Annotated in this window: 21 protein-coding genes; 6 read left to right on the forward strand and 15 right to left on the reverse strand. The window is 41.4% G+C overall.

All coding sequences use genetic code 11. The features are described from left to right. The first annotated feature begins 16 nt into the window (after positions 1-16). Complete coding sequence (locus tag V7K62_RS13175) at positions 17-334, forward strand: hypothetical protein (RefSeq protein WP_334864561.1); 318 nt, start codon at positions 17-19, stop codon at positions 332-334. A gap of 52 nt (positions 335-386) precedes the next feature. Here V7K62_RS13175 and aroH read toward each other — a convergent pair whose 3' ends face one another. The 3 genes from aroH to V7K62_RS13190 form a co-directional block, all read right to left on the reverse strand. Then, positions 387-800 carry a chorismate mutase gene (aroH, locus tag V7K62_RS13180; protein WP_334864564.1) on the reverse strand — a complete coding sequence of 138 codons (414 nt, stop codon included), beginning with the start codon at positions 798-800 and terminating at the stop codon, positions 387-389. Positions 801-931: 131 nt separating this feature from the next. After that, positions 932-1753 (reverse strand): signal peptide peptidase SppA, encoded by an 822-nt coding sequence (sppA, locus tag V7K62_RS13185; RefSeq protein WP_334864566.1) that lies wholly within the window; start codon positions 1751-1753, stop codon positions 932-934. 542 nt (positions 1754-2295) lie between these two features. Then, on the reverse strand, positions 2296-2592 hold the full coding sequence (locus V7K62_RS13190; RefSeq protein ID WP_334864568.1) for a hypothetical protein: 297 nt from the start codon (positions 2590-2592) through the stop codon (positions 2296-2298). A gap of 497 nt (positions 2593-3089) precedes the next feature. Between V7K62_RS13190 and V7K62_RS13195 the strand changes: the two genes are divergently transcribed. From V7K62_RS13195 to plsY, 4 genes are all read left to right on the forward strand, one after another. Continuing rightward, the gene (locus V7K62_RS13195) at positions 3090-3884 is read left to right on the forward strand and encodes an MlaE family lipid ABC transporter permease subunit (protein WP_334864570.1); all 795 of its coding nucleotides are present in this window, start codon (positions 3090-3092) and stop codon (positions 3882-3884) included. A gap of 61 nt (positions 3885-3945) precedes the next feature. Then, positions 3946-4362, forward strand: a complete 417-nt coding sequence (locus V7K62_RS13200) for a DUF3119 family protein (protein WP_334864572.1) — start codon at positions 3946-3948, stop codon at positions 4360-4362. 136 nt (positions 4363-4498) lie between these two features. After that, positions 4499-5773 carry a DUF3086 domain-containing protein gene (locus tag V7K62_RS13205; protein ID WP_334864574.1) on the forward strand — a complete coding sequence of 425 codons (1275 nt, stop codon included), beginning with the start codon at positions 4499-4501 and terminating at the stop codon, positions 5771-5773. Between the two features lie 121 nt (positions 5774-5894). Beyond that, positions 5895-6575: a glycerol-3-phosphate 1-O-acyltransferase PlsY gene (gene plsY, locus V7K62_RS13210; protein ID WP_334864575.1), complete on the forward strand. Its 681-nt coding sequence runs from the start codon at positions 5895-5897 to the stop codon at positions 6573-6575. Between the two features lie 97 nt (positions 6576-6672). Here the strand turns inward: plsY and V7K62_RS13215 are convergent, their stop codons facing one another. The 12 genes from V7K62_RS13215 to V7K62_RS13270 all read right to left on the reverse strand — a co-directional run bounded on the left by V7K62_RS13215 (position 6673) and on the right by V7K62_RS13270 (position 19387). Next, on the reverse strand, positions 6673-6930 hold the full coding sequence (locus tag V7K62_RS13215; protein ID WP_334864577.1) for a hypothetical protein: 258 nt from the start codon (positions 6928-6930) through the stop codon (positions 6673-6675). Between the two features lie 78 nt (positions 6931-7008). Then, entirely contained in the window at positions 7009-7233 is a 225-nt protein-coding gene (locus V7K62_RS13220; protein ID WP_334864580.1) for a hypothetical protein, read from the reverse strand. 256 nt (positions 7234-7489) lie between these two features. Continuing rightward, positions 7490-8062, reverse strand: coding sequence for a hypothetical protein (locus tag V7K62_RS13225; protein WP_334864582.1), 573 nt, complete (start codon positions 8060-8062; stop codon positions 7490-7492). A gap of 37 nt (positions 8063-8099) precedes the next feature. Next, entirely contained in the window at positions 8100-9692 is a 1593-nt protein-coding gene (locus V7K62_RS13230; RefSeq protein WP_334864584.1) for a hypothetical protein, read from the reverse strand. Continuing rightward, positions 9689-10393 (reverse strand): hypothetical protein, encoded by a 705-nt coding sequence (locus V7K62_RS13235; RefSeq protein WP_334864586.1) that lies wholly within the window; start codon positions 10391-10393, stop codon positions 9689-9691. Before V7K62_RS13235 ends, V7K62_RS13230 begins: the two co-directional genes overlap by 4 nt. A 50-nt stretch (positions 10394-10443) precedes the next feature. Beyond that, positions 10444-11268 (reverse strand): hypothetical protein, encoded by an 825-nt coding sequence (locus V7K62_RS13240; protein WP_334864588.1) that lies wholly within the window; start codon positions 11266-11268, stop codon positions 10444-10446. Positions 11269-11369: 101 nt separating this feature from the next. After that, positions 11370-12419, reverse strand: coding sequence for a hypothetical protein (locus V7K62_RS13245; protein ID WP_334864590.1), 1050 nt, complete (start codon positions 12417-12419; stop codon positions 11370-11372). A 379-nt stretch (positions 12420-12798) separates the two neighbouring features. Further along, a complete protein-coding gene (locus V7K62_RS13250) occupies positions 12799-13659 on the reverse strand; it encodes a hypothetical protein (protein ID WP_334864592.1) in 861 nt (286 codons plus the stop codon). A gap of 265 nt (positions 13660-13924) precedes the next feature. Further along, the gene (locus V7K62_RS13255; RefSeq protein ID WP_334864594.1) at positions 13925-16672 is read right to left on the reverse strand and encodes a hypothetical protein; all 2748 of its coding nucleotides are present in this window, start codon (positions 16670-16672) and stop codon (positions 13925-13927) included. Next, positions 16626-16997, reverse strand: coding sequence for a hypothetical protein (locus tag V7K62_RS13260; RefSeq protein WP_334864596.1), 372 nt, complete (start codon positions 16995-16997; stop codon positions 16626-16628). Before V7K62_RS13260 ends, V7K62_RS13255 begins: the two co-directional genes overlap by 47 nt. Before the next feature lie 14 nt (positions 16998-17011). Beyond that, positions 17012-17632, reverse strand: coding sequence for a hypothetical protein (locus tag V7K62_RS13265; RefSeq protein ID WP_334864597.1), 621 nt, complete (start codon positions 17630-17632; stop codon positions 17012-17014). Between the two features lie 564 nt (positions 17633-18196). Then, a complete protein-coding gene (locus V7K62_RS13270; protein ID WP_334864598.1) occupies positions 18197-19387 on the reverse strand; it encodes a choice-of-anchor tandem repeat GloVer-containing protein in 1191 nt (396 codons plus the stop codon). Positions 19388-19482: 95 nt separating this feature from the next. Between V7K62_RS13270 and V7K62_RS13275 the strand changes: the two genes are divergently transcribed. Then, the gene (locus V7K62_RS13275; RefSeq protein ID WP_334864600.1) at positions 19483-19617 is read left to right on the forward strand and encodes a hypothetical protein; all 135 of its coding nucleotides are present in this window, start codon (positions 19483-19485) and stop codon (positions 19615-19617) included. Positions 19618-19623: the final 6 nt, after the last annotated feature.

A 19623-nucleotide genomic window follows, 5' to 3' on the forward strand; every position in this document is an offset into this window, starting at 1 on the left:
TGCAAAAATTTGAAAAATGACTGCACAAGGAAAAAAGCAACGAATTCAAATAAATTTAGATTTATTGCCAGAACTTGATGAGACACTAAATAATCTGGCGCAACACATTAATGGAGATAATGCTGATCTCCTGTTAAAAGCGATCGCCCCATTACCTGAGAGTAAATATATTGCACTCATCGGATTAATCTATTACCCGCGATCGCGCAATTTATCTTATACCAATTTGATTCGACAAGTAGGAATTACAGTTGATCAATTCCTCGAACACAAATTAACTCAGAGAAAAGCACTGACATTACCTACATCGGCAATCATAAATGCTGACTGCTGAGAAAGTTCAAACCTAAGTTTCTCTACTTTTTCGGTGATCCGATCTAAGTATTTTACACTTTTGACTTAACTGCTTGCTGCGATGCTTGTAAAGTCTGAGGCAAACTCCAGTCGGGACGCAAGCTAGCGGCGTTGCCTAAATAAATATGATGAATTGAGGCGGAGGTTGGCAGATAGGCGTGGATTAAGAAGCGAATACAGCGCTGTAAGCTGCCTTCGACGTGCATTTGCTGCACATCCAACATAGCCACATTATCCCAACCAGGACGCGCTCTAGCGATCGCAGCTGGAAAAACTGCATCCAAATCGCGTGTCACTGAGAAAGTCACACTAATGATGTCTCTCGGCTGGAATTGATTCCGGTTGTCCAGTTCATCTAGTAATTCTGTCACCACTTCTCGGATTGTCTCAACAGTATTTTCTGAAGCGGTTGTTGCTCCGCGAATAGCCCGCATTTGCCAGTCCACGCCAAAATCCTCCTTAAAACACAAAGGTGAGGAGTTAGGAGTTGAGAATGAGAAGTTAAAATTTTTAATTCATAACTTCTCACTCATAACCGGAGCAACGGAAACGTCTCCGGCTCCGCTCCTAACTCATATTAGGGTCGATATAACCACAGAGGTAAACCACTAGTAGACATTTCAAATTCGAGCCAATCAATACCGGCCCCAATTCCTGATGAAAATTGACGACTCCCTGGTAGAAAGCGGCTCAATAAAGGTTTACGCTCTTCTAGGGTATAGCAGAGAGTTTTTTCTGGATCAAGTCCAACGAGTTCTGCTGTCCAGCGACGGGCATCTTCTTCTGTGCCCAGGCGGTCTACAACACCCAAGGCTAGGGCTTGCTGTCCAGTAAAAATCCGGCCATCGGCGAAACTTTTCACAGTTTCTACCGTTAAAGAACGGCCATCAGCTACCGTTTGGACAAACTGCTGATAACTTGTGTCAATCAACTCTTGCAGGATGTTTGTTTCTGGTTGAGTCAGTTGCCGGTCGAAAGCTAAAATGTCTTTGTAAGGGCCAGACTTAATTACCTGGAAGGAAACACCGATTTTTTCTAGCAAGCGTTCTAAGTTATTCCCACGCAGAATCACGCCAATACTACCCGTAATCGTACCTGGATTGGCTACAATGTGTTCGGCTCCCATACCGATGTAGACTCCTCCAGAAGCCGAAATATTGCCAAAGCTAGCGACGATTTTGATTTTTTCGCGCAAACGCTTCAGGGCACTGTAGATTTCTTGAGAATCTCCGACTGTACCGCCAGGACTATCGATACGTAGCAATAATGCCGGAAACTTTTTTTCTTCTACAGTTTTCAGGGCTTCTAGGACGCGTTTGCGAGTAGCACTGGCGATCGCACCAGTAATTTCAATCCGCGCAATTTGTTTTCTAAACTTGGGCTTAAACGGCCAAACCATGAGCTGTCAACATACCTCGTAATAAATTCAATATAAGATGCCCAACGGTCAGACGACCTGCTTTCCTCTGTTAAGAAACATGAGCAGGCATTATGCTCATCAGGATTTTAAGGAAATTTTTATATTTTTCAGTGAGTTTTATTTGATATTCTTGATGAGTGCTAATCAAATCCTTAAATATTGCACCTAACACAAAATGCCAAACTCTAGTTTAGCGTTAACGTGATGATTTAGAAAGACTATTTTAGTTATTTTGCGGAATTCAAAATTAAAAATCCCAAGGAATCTTAAATTTTTGAATATTTGAGGATTGTTTTACTACGAGCGCACACCTCTACTAGTTATCAGTAATTAATAACTAATGAATAATAAATAATAAATATTTAATCAATCACTTCGACACTCAAATTTAATTAATAAAAATTCATTCAGCAATACTAATCTCTATTTAAGTTAAGACCAGTAGTACTTTCATTTTTGAAAATATCACTTTTTCCTGTCTTCTACAGCCCATAATCCCTTGACGATGCTATTTCTACTATTTAGGAACCTATTCGTAAAATTTGATACTTGTAATAAACATACATATCAAACAGTGCGCCGACGAAACTACAGGTTAAGCTAATCACAAATAATCCGCGTAGGGGAGTTCCACTGCCAAATGTGGCGAGAAAATCCATAATCTGAGTAGCGATCGCCTCAGTTAACTCTTGTAAGCCAGGGAAATGACCCATCAGGGATAGAAGGAGCAATCCGCCGCCAACCAAAAACATGGGAGCGACAAAACTAAAAATGATTGTGAGTAGCAGGGAGCGGAGAAAGTTAGTAAAAATAGTCATTTCAGACAAACTCCGTGAGTAGAGATGACAAGAGCAAGATAGCGGTTTGTCATTTTCTACAATACGTGCGATCGCTCCAGAGCAGACAATCTGTCAAGAATCTTAAGTTTTAATTAAAATAAACGGCTAGTAGTTACAGCACGTGCTGGGGATATAAAAAACGATTTAAATCTACAAACCCCTTGCATAATCAAGGTTATAGCCAAGGTTAGCACCTATTTATTGCTTTGCAGCACGTTTAAGAACAGCTTCATTTTCTGAGAACATCTTTAATCTAAGTTAATGTTTAGCCTTATTAGGGAAGTGGGAAGTGGTGGGATGTAGCTTTAGCTTCCCGCAGGGTGGGAGATGAGAGAGACAAGCAAAATAACCAATGCCCAATGCCCCATTCCCCATTCCCCATTCCCCATTCCCCATTCCCCATTCCCCATTCCCCATTCCCCATTCCCCATGACTTCCGCTATTCTTAAGGCAGTTACCTAGTTAGCTACAGAACATTGAACCAGACTACATCCAAATCCAGTTTAGGGGAATGGAGTCAGCGGCTGCTGGCGGCGATATTTCTGGGTGGACAAGTACTAGTTCACCTATTGAGGGGCAAAATCCATCGGCGCAACACCTTAGAACAAATGGCAGCAGTTGGGCCAGATTCCTTATTTATTGCCCTATTGACAGCTATTTTCGTTGGTGCGGTGTTTACCATTCAGGTAGCGCGGGAATTTATCAATTTTGGCGCAGGAAACATTATCGGCGGAGTGCTTTCTCTAGCGTTGACACGAGAACTCGCTCCCGTGTTGACAGCAGTGGTTTTGGCGGGGCGAGTCGGTTCTGCCTTTGCAGCAGAAATCGGTACGATGCGAGTCTCAGAACAAATCGATGCCATGTTGATGTTAAAAACAGATCCAATCGATTACCTGGTTATCCCCCGCGTTCTTGCTTGCTGTTTAATGCTACCAATTTTAACCCTTCTGTCTTTGGTGACAGGGATGTTCGGAGGATTCATAATTGCGACAAATATCTACAATCTATCTGATACGGTATTTCTAGACTCAGCCCGTAACTTTCTTGGGATCTGGGATATTTTTAGCGCCATGATTAAAGCATGTTGTTTTGGCATTTTAATCGCTGTAATTGGTTGCAGTTGGGGGTTGACGACAACAGGAGGTGCAAAAGGTGTAGGACAGTCAACCACAACTGCTGTTGTGACTGCCTTGCTGATTATATTTGTGAGCAACTTCTTTCTTTCTTGGTTAATGTTTCAGGGAACTGGCAGTGCATTCATAGGCCTATAAAAATGATCAGTTAGGAGTGAGGAATTTTAACTCTTAACTCCTAACTCCTAAAATAGGAGAGATGCCTACTAACAAAGCAGGATTTAAGACTGTGACCAGTTCATTTGCTCCTAACTCCACATCAACTGTGGAACTCAAGCCTAGTTACAATATACCTATAGTGTTGGTGATTACCGCGATTCCACTACTGTTGGTACAACCGTGGGTAGGCTCCGTTTTCACACTATTTGGTTTGTTTTTCATGTTTCAGGCGTTAACGCTGCGTTTGCAATTTACCGCTACCGACTTAGATATTTACAGAGGCGAAAAATTGATTGGGCGCTTTCCCTACCAGGAATGGCAAAACTGGCAGATATTTTGGAATAGAGTCCCCATTCTGTTTTACTTTAAAGAAATTAAAAGTATTCACTTTTTGCCGATTTTATTTGACCCCAACACCTTGAAAACTTGCTTAGAACAACGTTGTCCGCGTATTTAGTGCTGAGTCGCATCTGTGCTGAGTCGTTTTAATATAGACTCAGAACTCAGCACTCATGCTCAGGACTTTTATGGCAGGTCAATTGTAATATTTCTGAAAGCTATTTATTCGCGTCATCGGAATTACACTATTGTTTATGAACCCAGAGGCATCTCAAACCCCAGAACCAATTGATGAGCGGTTGGCAGAAAAACCAGAAGAGAACAATGCAGTTGAATATCCAGTAAATCCATCAGTTGAGTCAGTAGTAGAAACAGAAGCCATTAGCTCATCAGAAGACTACACAACTTTTGAGCCACTTATTTCCAATGCAGAAGTGGTAGATTTTACAGTAGAGCTAACAGAAAATTCAAATGGCGAGTTTGTCGCCCAGTTAGAAGCGGAAAATCTCGCCTTGGGGTCTGAAATAGAATCAGAAAATCATTCATTATATGCAAAAGCAGAGCAGCGAATGGCAGAGTTGCAGAGTGCTGAAGCAGCTCTCAAGTCAGAAATAGCCAAGCTGCAAGCTTCTTACGAAAAGCTTCAGACACAGGTGAGTGAAACTCAAACCTCGCTGGGGCGACTCGTGCAAGAGTCGCTGGTGCAGTTAGAACAACGCAAACAAACCCTGCAAATTTCTGTAGAACAACTAGAACGCCGTCAAGAACGTATCCGCAACGAGATGCGAACCACTTTTGCGGGTGCATCCCAAGACTTGGCAATTCGGGTGCAGGGTTTTAAAGACTATCTCACGGGTAGTTTACAAGATTTGGCTGTTGCCGCTGAACAGTTGCAACTGACCCCAAGTGTGGTAGAACGAGAAAAACCAGCTGTAAAAGAGGCTAAACCAGTTGAATCCCAGCCTGGAATACCCCAATTTGCCCAACAGCAGTTTCAAGATACTACCAAGCAAATTCGCCGCCTAATTGACCAATACCGCAATAAACCAGATTATTACGGCCCACCGTGGCAACTGCGTCGCACTTTTGAACCAATCCACGCTGAACGAGTCTCGAACTGGTTTTTTACCCAAGGGGGACGGGGTGGTTTGCGGACAATGGGTAGCCGCTTGCAGAATATCCTAATTGCCTCAGCTGCAATTTCGATATTACACAAGCTGTATGGCGATCGCGTCCGTACTTTAGTCTTAGCTAATACACCAGAGCGATTAGGTGAATGGCGGCGCGGCTTGCAAGACTGTCTGGGAATCGGTCGCCCAGATTTCGGCCCCGACCGGGGTGTGGTATTATTTGAGGCATCTGATGCTCTCGCTCAAAAAGCAGACCGATTGACGAAAGCCAATCAACTGCCCTTAATTATCATTGACGATTCAGAAGAGCAAATCAGTTTGTCACTGCTGCAATTTCCCCTGTGGTTAGCCTTTGCTCCTGACCCCAAAACAGTGAGAAACTACGATGATGACTTTTAAATGAGTCATTAGTCATTGGTCAAGAGGTATTACTCTTGACTTTTTTAAATTTTGTTAGCGCAGCGTTAGCGAGTCCTCGTTCGCGCAGCGTCTCGTAGAGAGCGTCATTTTGAATTGTATTATGGCTATTTGGTTAACTCTGTGCGGGACAATTGTCGTCATAGCTTACCTGCTGGGTTCTTTTCCCACTGGCTACATTGCTGTGAAGCAGTTAAAGGGTATTGATATTCGGGCAGTTGGTTCCGGTTCCACTGGCGCAACTAATGTACTAAGAACCTTGGGGAAAGGGCCAGGAGCATTGGTTTTAGTACTTGATTCCTTAAAGGGAGTATTAGCGATCGCTCTAGTTTATTGGTTGTTCAATTTTGACTCAATTCAAAATTATATCCCTCCAACGGTAGATGTACAACTGTGGCAACCGTGTATAGTAACTTTAGCTGGGTTAGCTGCGATCCTGGGACATAGTAAATCAATTTTTTTGGGCTTTACCGGTGGTAAATCCGTTGCTATCAGCTTGGGGATTTTATTGGCAATGAGTTGGCAGGTAGGTTTAGCAACAGCCGGTGTGTTTGCTATCGTTGTGGCGATATCGCGGATTGTCTCTTTGAGTTCAATTGCAGGTGCGATCGCAGTTTCCATTTTCATGGTACTTTTGCATCAACCTTTACCCTATATTCTGTTTGGGATTGCCGGTGGATTGTATGTGATTTTGCGCCATCGCACTAATATCGAACGACTGTTTGCGGGAACGGAGCCAAAAATTGGTCAACCTGTAGCGACAGAACCCGAACAAACTGCATGATATGTAAGCGGAAGCCAAACTCAAAACTCTCCTTTCAGAAGCAAAGAGGGTTAGGAGAGATTGCTTCTTCCAGAATTACTGTATTGCTGTTTTAGGCTTACGAACGAACGTTGCCTTTAATTAAACGGTGGAAAAGGCGACAAGGCCACAAAAAAGCTCCACAAATACTGACTGAGGCGATAGCAGCCACAACTCGCCAACTCGAACTAGTCCCAGTGGCAGACTCTGAAGGATGAGCTTGTGTGTTTTTAGCTAGTTCTGGCATTGAATGAGATAGCTGACTGGCTGTACTCACCCCTTCAATCGCTGCTCCAATTAGATAAGCTACTAGGGCAATTACTAGCCAGTGATTCATAATATTGCACTGTTTGAACTCTGAGCGGATGCTTGGCAGTGAGCAATCATTTGATTTTTCGTACTAATGATTGCCGCCTTACCCTAAAGATAATCGACCTTCAGCCGTATCACGAATTAGGGGCAGTTTAGATTTTATGTAAGTATTGAGAGTGTTATCTACCTGAGAATCAAGCCCCTGTTTAGCTTTTAATTGCTGGAGAAGCAATTGTACTAAAGCAGCATCGTCAAACTGGAGCAGGGTGCTGACCTGGGTAGACTCGATTACAGCCCAAAGCTGTTGCATCATTTTGGCACTGACCATGAGTCTGTAACCTCTTAAGCTTTTCTTTATATTTACACGATTTTGGAATTTGTGGTTAGTTTTTATCTGAAGATTTATAAAGATATCGGCTGAAAACGTCTGAGTAAGGCAATACGGTTAAGCTATGGCGTTTTTCAATTGATTGAAATAAAACCCTCTCTACTCCCTTGAAAAGCCACAATGCAGAGATACGTAGGCATCAACGCTTTTTGTGGAAGTGAAACTTCTGTGGCGATCGGGTACTTTTGCTAGAAGTTTATTGTGAAACTCTCGCACAAGCGCCTTCCTGACCAGAAGGATCGGGAAAAATGGCTAAAGTGTGATATTCAGGGTTATCTATTTTATACATCACTCGAAAAGTATACAACTTGTTTTTACCTTGTGCTTCGGTAACAACTGTTAAAAGTGTATTGCTAGTGTTAGGAAGTCCAGGAATGTCCAGTTTTGAAATTCGTCTGAGTTGAATTACATTTGCTGCGGAGTTTTTACAATCTCCTGAACTAGTATTAGGTTCTTTACCAAACTGCATACATACTGGCCCATCAAAATCCATAGTTACTTGTGATGGATCATTTAACCAAACTTTTTTAATTACTTCTCCAGCCGGAATAAAGCTTAAGTTTGTTCCTTGTTGATACCAAACATCGATCGTAGGTATTAGTCCGCCTAAACCTTGTGCTTGGCAGGAAAATATGGAACGCAGAACGGCGTTATTAGCGCCAGCGCGACCTACCAACAACAACATAGCAACCGAGAAAATTAAGGAAGCTATAGGTAGGAAATAAGAATGTTTTGGGGTATTTCCTGACAAGTTAATATTTTTTTTCATAGTTGCAAATATCTAAAATTGGTATAAATCCTACCTCCTAAAATTGGGTTGGTTGATTAACATATATTTCAATATTTGTGCCTGCTGGCAAAAACCAAACATTAGTTTGTTGTGACATTTGGGCGATCGCCTGTTGATTACGTTGGGCAATTTGGGGTACTACAGAGTTCAAACCACCTTCCACAACCCCGGCTGCAAGGTTGCGTCTGTTCTTAGTCACAGTAGCAAATTGGCTGCTGCTGCTGGTAGTGCCGTCGGCGTTGGTAACTTGTGAAACAAGTGGTTGGTATTCAGTATCACTACGATTTACCAACTCTGCGGCTTTACTAAGACCTCCCAAAACGAATAATCCTGCATCCATCGATGCTATGGACGAACTTTGACTGGGAAATTTATTTGCAATTAAAGGTTTACCTTGGGTAGCGCGAAGAATAATCGCATTGTTCGGTAAGCTTCGTTCTGTAAGGTTGCCATTATTTTTCGAGATGACTTTAACTACGTTCATCTGCAAAAGACCTTGTTCGGAAAGCGAACCAACTTCAGCTAGAAATTCGGTGTTTGCAGGTAGAGCGATCGCACCATCGGTAGATTTTAAGGGTTCTTGCAATCGGATCACAAATACGTTTTTCCCTTCATCTGCCTCACCACCACCGCCTGACTTATTAGTAGTTTCTCCAAATATTGCTGTCGCCAATACAGCTTTGGCACTACTCCCAACTGCTACAGATTTCTGTCCCTGCGGTTGGGCTTGACTGACCACAGGAGTTTCCGGTTGTGGGGTTTGGTCAGGATCGGGGTTTGGTGTCTGTTGCTGCGGCTGCGTACTGTTTGCAGGTTCCAAAGTAGCTATATTACTAGTAGGTTGATTACTAGGATTGACTTGACCGTAGCTGCCTAACTTTGCTAACCTTGCCCACTCTTCAAATGGGCTTGGTGGAGATGGTGGAGTTATATTAACTATCGGTTGAGTATTTGGGTTCACAACTGGTGGCTGGGCTGATAGCGAAGGTTGATAAGCAGGTACTCTAATGATGCGCTCAACTGTCACTGTCCGAGGCACGTAAACTGTTGGTGCGGGTGTTGGGATCACTTTCTGTCTAACTGACGGTTGTTGTAAGGCTACTGTCGGCGTTGATTTGGCAATTCTAAGCTGTTGTTGGGCAGCTTTCACCATCTGTGCTTGTTCAGTCAGGGCTAATTTCGTTTTGAGAGTATCTACTTGGCCTTCCATCTGTTGAGATATGGATTCATTTGTGGGCTGCTCTTGCACTGGTGGAGAAACAATATTTTTTGGCTTTTGATTACTCGTACTCATCAACTTGGACAAAAATACACCACCTACCAAAACGAGCACTAAGGTAGCAGCCCCTACCAAGCCTAACTTTGCAAAGGGATTAGATGAGAGTGCTTGCTTAGTCTGAACTTCTTGTGGAAGAGATAGCGACTCTGGCGGCGTTCCAGAGTCTTCTGATCCTTGGGTATCGGTAGAAGCAGATTCTTCTTCAAAGCCGACCAACCTTGACATTCGCGATTCCCAATCTAAAGATTCTACTTCTGGTTGGCGATCGTCGGTGCTGAGAGTAAATCCATTTTGGGGAGGTGTTTGGGCAGGAATTGAGTATCGAGTCATGGTAGAGCTTGGTTTGGTTTTCCAGAACAATTATTATCTTTAATTTCACATATATTATAAATTTCTAGTCTGGCTTCACCAAGGCGGTAAGCTGCGAACTGCGACGGTAGTGCTGCATTTGGTAGTGAAGTTGCAGGTTCATTGATTGCTCTAACTAAAATTTGTCTATTAAAGGAAACTGATTTTCCCAACTTATCATAACTGTTAAAAATTAATTGATTGGCAAGCATCTCCACTTTCCACTTTCCATTACCTATTTCTGTAGGTTGAGAAACTTTTTGGATTACTAATACATTCTCCGCTCCTCTATTAACATTTTCAAATTGGCTATCTGGATTTAAAGTAGTAATTTTTGACTTAAGTTTTTCTTTAAAATCATCGGCTACCAGTTGGGAGGTAATTTCCCAGACTTGTGTTGGCGGCTGTTGCTGTGACCAGGTAAGCATTAAACTCATAGTTTCACCTACAAAGCGCCGAATAGCCTCTGGCTGTCGCTCTAAATTTGGTTGGGCGTCTACAGTTATAGTGCGACCATCAACAAGTTGCACTAAAGTTTGAGGTGTGAGTTGCCGACCTAACTGTTGTAACATAGACCCGTGAAATATTAATAGCAGCAAAGTGAATAGATGTAAACCAAACGTTCCTACTGCCAACAGGGGTAAGGGGCTATTTTTCTTATTTTCTGGTTTGAGTAATTGCATTAATCATTGATTATATAAATTTAACTATTTTTAGGTGAAGTAGAAATTGATTATCTGATAAAACTATCAGATGTTTGTCCAGTTCCGCATTGTTTTGATTTATCTTCGTTCAGGTTGTTGTAGTCATCTAGCAAACATAAGTTACGAATTTCATAAATTTCTAGTCTATCAGCGCGGACACTATAAATTGCTTTTTGCAAGTCGGTGCTATTGTCGGCTTGGGGATTAGCGAAATAATCTGCTGTACGTACAAGGAAATCTTTATTAAAAGGAGTTATAAGTTTTGCACCACCAACTCGGTTTTTTTGAATTAAGTCGGCTACCATACCCACTTGCCACTTACCTGGTGCAATTTGTCTTGGTGGATAAACTCTCTTAATTACTAGTTGTGATGTCATCGCTTGGTTAGGATTTTCAGAGAAAACTTCTGGCGGTGTCATTTCTGCAACTGTGCTTAAGAAACCTTTGCGAAAGTCTTCTGATAAGGCAAAACTAGCTACCCAACTGCTAGTACTAATTTTTTGGCTACCACCTTGAGGTGTGTTAATAAGTATTCCTAAATCTGATTTGGGGCTTGCAACTTCTTCAATAGTTTGTGGTGGTAAGGTTCCAGACCAGCTAAACATTGATATCATCGTCTTGCTGATAAATCGGCGAATTACTTCTGGTTCTCTTGCTAAATCATCAATATTAGCTACTGGTTTTCCATCGATTAATTGCACAAAGTTGGGAGGTTTTCTCAGACTGAGTTGGCGAATATTTAGCCCTTGTAATAAGAATAAAAATAAAACTAATATATGTAAACTGAAGGTTGCGATCGCAAAAAATGTCAAAACACTTCCCGTTCTTTGTCTTTTTTCTAGTAAACGCACCATTTCCTCACCTCCTCTGCAAAAAACTTCAGCTATTATATATGATGTTTTGCATATACTTACTAGTTACAACACTTGCAAAAATTTTATTCATTTTGAATTTTCTATATCCTCTCTTTCACTAAAGAAGCTGTATTGCTGATCGCGCTGAAGACTGCAAAACCGCCAGCAGCAGCCACAAGTAAAGATAAAATTGGTGCTAAAATTCCTAAGAAAATTATGAACCACATTAAATCTGGATCAACATTAGCATTTTGACCTGGGCCATTGACAATAACTGCGGCAGTCAGTACAGCAATAATATTGAATGAAATTTTGGCGATTCCAATAGATAGAAATCCAGTCAGCCATGCAAAAATGGGTTTGCCAGCTACAGGTAGTAAAGATCCACCTACAGCCAGTGGCCCTAAAGCTGCTATTAACAACATAGTCGCTTCTATCAAATTCTGGAAGGCATATTGTAAGGAAACTAAAAAGTTTTTGATACTTGTTTGGACTGTAGAACCTAACAAAGAATTAAAAGAGGTTTCTGATACAATGCCAGTGCCATATCTGATATTATCTACCTTTGTTTGTAGTCTAATTATCCAGCTTTTATTACCATAAGTATCTCTATATTTTTGCCAGAGAACATTGACTTTTTCCGCAGCTTTGACAAAGCATTCACTTTGTTGTTCGCCAGTAAGTGATTGGCAAGGACGTAGAAAAGAACCAGCTACTTCTTCAGCAACACTCATATTCAGTGCTTGCTGGTATATTTTATCTGCATCTGCTGATACCACTACTTGCTGATTCACAGTGTTTAAAAAATTCCGCACTCCCAGCGTCAGATTAGAAAGTATACTTCCATTGCCGGAATTACTTAAGAGTACTACCACAATAAAAGGCCAAATTAAAGCTGATATTGGACGCGTGTATTCGTAGGATATTAAGTCTTTGAGGAATTGTATCATAAAAAATAACAGGGTTCCTACAGCAAAAAAAATACCCAGATTTGTCAGCGCTCCATACAAGTTATTACTGGTGTTATTTTGTAATAAATCCAGCCATTGTTTGTCCCAACCTTCAGCAATACTTTGGGAAGTTGCGGCACCATTATCGATAGTCTGGGTAATGCCTACTTGGGCAAAAATTAGTTGAATAGCAAGTTGCATTTTGAGTTTATAGGTTGTTTTTTATATTTAGTAGAGTGTGTTAAGAGGATGTTTGAAAAGTCATGATTGATGTATCAAATATTTTTTACCCCACCCTAACCCTCCCCGATATATTGCTACGGTGTACACACAAGTCTGAAATAGCTGATTAACCAGCGTTTTACCCCACCCTAACCCTCCCCTTATAAAGGGGAGGGAACTAGATTTCCGGTCTCCCCCCTTTATAAGGGGGGATTAAGGGGGGTAATAATTCGATTAAAATCACAACATACCACTTTTCAAACATCCTCTAATAACGTAACGCAACCTACTCAACTTTTTTTTTAGATTTTTTGTTGGTTTCTCAGAAGTTTAAAGATTTGAAAAATTGTCTGGAAAATTAGAGTTTTTTTATCTTAAAATCCTGCTTATTAACTTTTCTGCCAAACAAATCTAGTTGAGAAGTCGCTCGTAAGAGTCGCGCCGCTTCTGTAGATGTTTCTACTCTCCGAGCGCGATTCCCTTCTTCTATCTGTTGAGAAATGTTTGCCAAATTTAAGTTAGAGTATTGCAAAGACTGATTAATTTGTATTGTCTGAGCAAATATTTCAGCTATAATTTTTACTTGTTCCTGTTGGATTTTAGTGGTTTCTTGGTTAGCCGTTAGCAAAGTTGATAAACCTGGAATACTACTCGCAGCAGCAGTTGCAGCAGCATTTGCAGCAGCATTTGCAGCAGTACTTGCAGCAGCACCAACACTAGTAGAATTAATGGATAAGTTGTTAACTTTATCAGTAAATCCTGCAATATCTCTCAGACTTTCTTCAGTATTTTCTAACTTCGTTTTTGTCCGAATTTGTCCATTTGTACCGAGAACACTTTCTGCTACTCCACGGGTAATTACACGATTGAGTTCATTACTAACTAAATTTCCCTGCACTGCTGAATTATTCTCAAAGCGGTTTGCTCTAGAGTCGGAATTAGAAGAGTAAAGAATCAAATTCTCACGAGCTTTTTGTCCCGCAGTAACAGGATTCGGTATATTCAATTCTCCCTTGGAATTAGTCAGAGCATTTTGACTTTGTACTTCTAAAGGCTTTAAGTTGTCGCTCAGATTATATTGCAGGTAGTTTTGCAAATCTGTGGAATATGATTGAAAATCAGTCCAAACCTGGCCTAATGCACCCGTCTGGATTTGTGCGATCGCTGGTAGTATTGCCAGGGATAGCAAGGTAAAAGTAAAAATGGTAGTTTTTCGCATACATCTGTGCCTGAAAAAGGTAGATTACATTATATAGTGAGGTAAAAATTTAGCTTTTGAACCGTGCTAATTTTGGATAATAGAATGGAATTAGTTTTTCGATTCCCCTCCCTGTTGCAATGCGCTGTAAATTTAAAATCCCTAAGCTGCAACCCAAAAGTGGCTACAGTCAATCTAAAAGACGCTCATAACTCGCTAACGCTACACTATCGTAAATCTCAAGTCAAAAGTTGTTTGACTCACTGTTAACTAATAAAGAACCGGATTAACTACTACGCAGAGTCGCTACTAACTGACGTGCAAACGCAGAAATTGCTTCATATTTATCACTGTGAAGTTGCATCATTTTACTCCGTGCAGTTTGCTCATAAGGGTTATTAGCAACTGCTGCCAATTGTTCATAACCTGGATAGTAACGGCAGAATGTATAACTACCGTTATCATCTAATAGCCATTGACTATAAACACCTTCTTTGCGGGGAAAAAAGCTTTCTGAAGCATTACGAGAAATAACTTGGCGGGGATATTTCAAGATGTCTGCAAAACTATCGACTGCAACTGGTTGAATGCGTCCAATCAATCGTGTTGTCAGGTTTTGCAAAATTTTAGATGCAGCTTTAGATTTGGCAATTGTGTCAGGATCTTGTCCTGATAAGATGACTCTAATACCAGCTTTAGCACCGTTAGCACAAATTCTACCAACTAAGTCAGAAATTTGCTCAAATTCAAATAGAATTGGTGCTTCGTCGATAAAGAATATGGAAGCTGGACTACTTAATGCGCGTCGGAGTGCGGCTGAATAGGCACTCAAGGATAGTACGGCTGCATCTTCGCTATCTGATAGGTTTCTGAGAGCAAAAACTAAAAGTTGTGCATCGGTAGGAAAGCTGGATGGTGCAGAAATGGCTTGTCCCACGCGGCTAGAAAGCCAAAACCGTAAGCGCAGCTGAATTTGACTCAGGGCATCTTCTACTCTGCCAGTTAAAGAACTTAGCTGCAAGTGTTCTGGTGAGCAGAAAAAGAGAAAATCTTTTAAAGTAGGGGTTTTCTGCCAAGCAAGAGTGCCAAATCCTCCCGCCATTGCCTGTTTATATCGCTCTTTGATGCCCTCATCTCTAAAGAAGGCTTCTAAAGCTAAGTTGAGCAGCGATCGCACGGTTTGCGATAAAATTTGACTTTCAGTGGATGATCCTAAAACCATTGTCATTAACGCTGATTCCAGGAAGGCGGTATAATCGTTAAAGCGATCGCGCTGTTGTTCTGCTTCTAGCGATCGTAAATCTGGCTGTTCAAATAAGTTATTCGATTGTTTGGAAATATCAAAATAGGCTCCATTCCCCTCCATAAACTCTGTGTAGTCAGTGAAAGTAGATGTCCCATCAGGTTTCGGGAAATCTAACGCTACAACCGGAATCCCATGCGCTAAAGCCTGAGTTAAAATCCCTGATACCAACACCGATTTACCAGCACGAGTTGTAGCAAACAAAGCTAAATTTTTGTGCTGATTAAATAAATCTAAATGTATGGGTGTTCCGCCTTCTTCAGCAATCAACTCAAAGCCTTGTTTGTCACCTTTTTTGGTTAAAACTAGAGGCATTAATCCTGGAACTTCGCTTGTTAAATATAGCTGGCGACGGTTGAAGGGTGTTGCTAACAAACCTTCCCAAACTATCGGTAGAGTTTGCAGCCAAATTTTCCAGGCATATTCAGTTTCCCTAATTACCCTGGCTGGACGTTGAAAACAGTTTTCAATATATCTTGTCGCCTCATCTAATTTTTCTACAGTGGGACGATGCACCAAAATGACGACACTCGTATAAATCGGGACTGCACCTTCATATAATTGTTCTTGCGCTGCTACCGATTTCTTCAACTTTAATTGAGCGTTGACATCAATAGTTTTACTTTTTTCTTGAGCCATAATCGTTGTCATGTTTGACTGCTTTAGCACTCGTTGCAGAGTAGTTTTTACCACTGCGGGATTTGCGGCAGTCAACTCACAAAAAATTTCTGTATCTACTACTGTTTCTCTAGCCAATAGTTCCCATAAATAGCGCAGTTGAGCCGATTTACTAGTCCAACCGCCGGGTTTTTCGAGAAATGACAGTGCGCCAATATAACGATTGTTAACATTAACCCAGCGGCGATCGGCACAAGGTACACTAGATTCCATCAGCAAAGTTGTGCCGTGGATATTGTCTAGAAGCAATTTAGTACTAGCTAAATCGGAATTAACTTGTTCGTGCAGTCCTTGTTCATCTAAAGTCATTAACTGGGGAATATCTATTGGCTGCGTATCATTAAACCTTTTCCAGATGTCCCCCCAAAGTTCATCAGCAGTCAAAGGCTTGACATCCAATCCCATTTTGTTAGATAAGATTTGTTCCCAGCGGAGAAAACCCTGGTTGTAAGCATTTGTAATCAGGGTTTCAATGCGTTGATTTTCTACTTCTGAGAGATCACCTTTGAATTTCAACCACCAGGATTCAGCTTTAACTAAAAGCTTTTCTATCCAATCATCTGCATGTTGCGAGTTAGATTCAATGGTGTAAGTGACATAAATCCGCAAAAATTTGGGTTTACGAATCCCAGAAATAGTCAGTTCTTTAACTCTGGCTCTCTCCGCCATCAACAAATATTTGATGTCTCGCGATGGCGTATTTCTGATTAATGTTGCTAATTCTTTTTGGCGCTCTTTGTCTGAACTAAAAGAACCCAAGTGCAGCGTCATCCTTTCACCGCTAGGAATGTCTTTTAATCCGGCTTCAATGTTATTAAAAAGTGTATCAATTTGTTCAGGTCTTAAGGTGGTATGAATTCCCTTACAATCAAAACCAAAAACAAAGCAGAACCGATCTTTTTGAGTGCCTTTTGTTAAAAGATAAGCGCCAATATCACGCCCATTCATTGCGATACGCAGCATTGTCGCCAAGTGCAAGGCATCTTCAAATGGTGTTAATCTACTTTCATTTCCGGCGATGCCGACGCTTTGTTTTCCGATTTTTTGCTTCATGGTTAACTTCCAGTAAGCTTTGATAACGAGCAAAGCCTCTTGTCCAAGCGGGAACACCGATAAATTTACTTAAAAAACTCCAACTCCTACCACCAGTTAAGATCCACCAAGTTCCTATTCCCCAACCGGCAATTAGTACTGTCCACAACCATTTTTGAAACTCTTCTTCAAAAAGACCCCCAAAAATTCCATTGATTATAAAATAGGAGGCTAGGGCAATTACTGTCCAAGGAAGAATTTGATCGGCAGGAATTGGCCCTAATGAAGGTTGGCTTCCCAGAACCTGATTGACTGGACGAAATTCTTGTTCCCGCTCTTGATACATTTGAAATATCTGAATTATTTACTGCTATCGCCAATTACAAAGCGTGTGAGTACATCAGCAATGGTAACAGCAACAACCACTAATAGGGGAGTTCTGGCGATGCTTTGCCAATCTTCATCTTTACGCACTGCATTAATCACACCAACTAGGGAGATTGCAATATAAAGTAAGTAAATCGCCCGCAACACATTAAATATCAAACTTACTGGTGTGTCGCTACCACTAGCATTGGTTCCTGAACCACTTTGTAAGGTTTTTTTGAAAAACTTTTCAGCTTCGCCAAAAAACTGGGCTTGTGCGGGGGCTGCAAACCAGTCTAACCAATATAAACTCAGAACGATCGCTGCTGCTAAAATTTGTAATAATATTAGCGATCGCCTTGGTAAATTCACTTGCTGCCCAATTTGCTGGGTGATAACTGCAATTAAACTACCAACGAGTAAACAAAAGAGCAGGATAGGACTTTTTAGGCTGATAACGGTAACGAATACAGCACAAGCAATCAAAAAAGGTACAGATTCAAGCAAAATAGTCAGACAGGATTTAAATGCCAGTCTTAACTTGTGAGATTCTTTCGCCGCACTACCAGTTAAAGCTTTGAAAAAGTTTCTCTCGTGAGAACTTTGTCTAAACATTTGCTAATTTTCCTATGGTGTACTATAATTACCCGTTGTATCAAATTTTACAGCTACTACAATTTAACATGCTTTAACATCATTATTAATCAAATTATAAACCTGTAGTAAAGTTCTACATTCTACATCAGTATTAGTAAGTTAAGTTAACATAATATTAAGATTTATCTAAAACTAAATTTCTTTGATTTGAGAAGTTGGATTGCAAATATCGAGATTGAACTGCTAGAGTCCTCTCGACTTTGAGAATTTTCTCAATCTTCTCATACAGATAGCCTTGATAAACCAACTTCAAAGCCTTGACTTTTTTTAGCTCACAGGTATCTGAGCGAAGTTTCAGGCTTGTATGTACACCGTAGGCTTGCTCTTAGGGGAGAGGAAGCGTAGCTTTGGCTCTTTGGGGTGATTCGGGTTTAATAAGTAATCAAGCAAACATGATATGAAATAGTACTGAGTCACCGAGATTCAAATGCCTGTCTTGAAAAGTTTAGACCGATTGTAGAAAAATGGTAGACGTTCAAATTTACGTTTTACCATTTTTCTACAAGCCGATTAGATTTGGAACTAGATTACAAACTTAAACACAGTTCCTAGATTAGAAGTACCGCCAAAAGAAGCGGTACCGTAAAAAGCACCATTTGAGAGCTGGATTAGCGTGGACTCTGGCGTTGCCCCATTAGTGCCATTAAAACTAATTAGGCCGATGATGGTTGCCCCAGTCAGCTGATAGATAACTCCTTTGTTATTTGCCCCACCAACAGAAGCTGTGCCATAGAAGTTACCATTGCTTGCTTTTATGAGTGCAGCCGTTGGGTTGGCCCCATTGGTGCCATTAAAACTGGCAACTAAAACGGGTGTACCGCCACCGACTGGAACCTTGAATATAGCTCCTTTATTGTTGACTCCACCCAGTTTAGCGGTGCCGTAGAGGAATCCACTAGATTCAATTAATCCAGACTGCGGATTTGCCCCATTGACGCCACTAAAGCTATATGAAGTCAGTATTCCTGTGGGAGTTAACTTGAACACAACTCCTTTAGCACTTGCTCCACCGGCAGAGGCACTGCCGTAGTAGTTTCCATCGGTAGCCAGTTGCAATCTTGCTAATGGAGTTGCGCCGTTACTATCGCTGAAGCTTCTGATGGTGGTGAGTGCGCCGGTAGTGGGCGAAATCTTGAATATAGATCCTTTATTATTGGCCCCACCTGTAGAGCTTGTCCCCCACAAATTGCCATCACTGCCCGTAATCAATCGGCCTGCTGGGCTGGCCCCATTAGCGCCTGTGAAATTCACAAGAGTTGTCAGGGTTGTAAAAGCTGTTTTTGCCAACTTAAACACGGTGCCGAGGTTACTTGTACCACCTGTAAAGGTTGCCCCATATAAATTGCCATCGGCTGCTTGGAATAATCTAGCGACTGGATTAGTCCCTTTGTTGATTCCAGATGTTCCGGTAAAGTTGACCAGTGTGGTCAGAGTAGTGAAAGCAGTAGGAGTTAACTTAAATGCAGTTCCTTGACCAGAAGTGCCACCAGCAGAAGTAGTTCCATAAAGATTGCCATCAGTACCGTTACCCTTAAGTACACCAGCTCTTGGCGTAGCTCCGTTGGTGCCGTTGAAATTTACAACAGTAGTCAATGTTGCAGCAAAGGCTTGTTGGAAGGGTAGTACCAATGAAGAAGCCAAAACAGTCAGAGAAGTTAAAATCAATACTCTATTTTTGCTCTGGCGTTGTTTGTACAGATTAATCTTGTTCATTGAATACCTCAAAAAAATTTAGTGAAGACGGAATCGTAGCTAGTTCTAACGGATTTTTTGATGGCTGCTACTCATGACTAATACCAATTTGAAAAATGATCGCTACACATGTAGGTTGGAAAGTCACTGCCGTCGAAGGCTTTCCCGGCTTTTCTGCCTCTAAGCAAGCTACCCGCAGCGTCTCCCCTTCTCCCAAAGGGAGAAGCAAGTGGCGTGCAAGTGGCGTTTGAAGGACG

It is taken from the genome of Nostoc sp., from assembly GCF_036917935.1.
Classification (GTDB): domain Bacteria; phylum Cyanobacteriota; class Cyanobacteriia; order Cyanobacteriales; family Nostocaceae; genus Nostoc.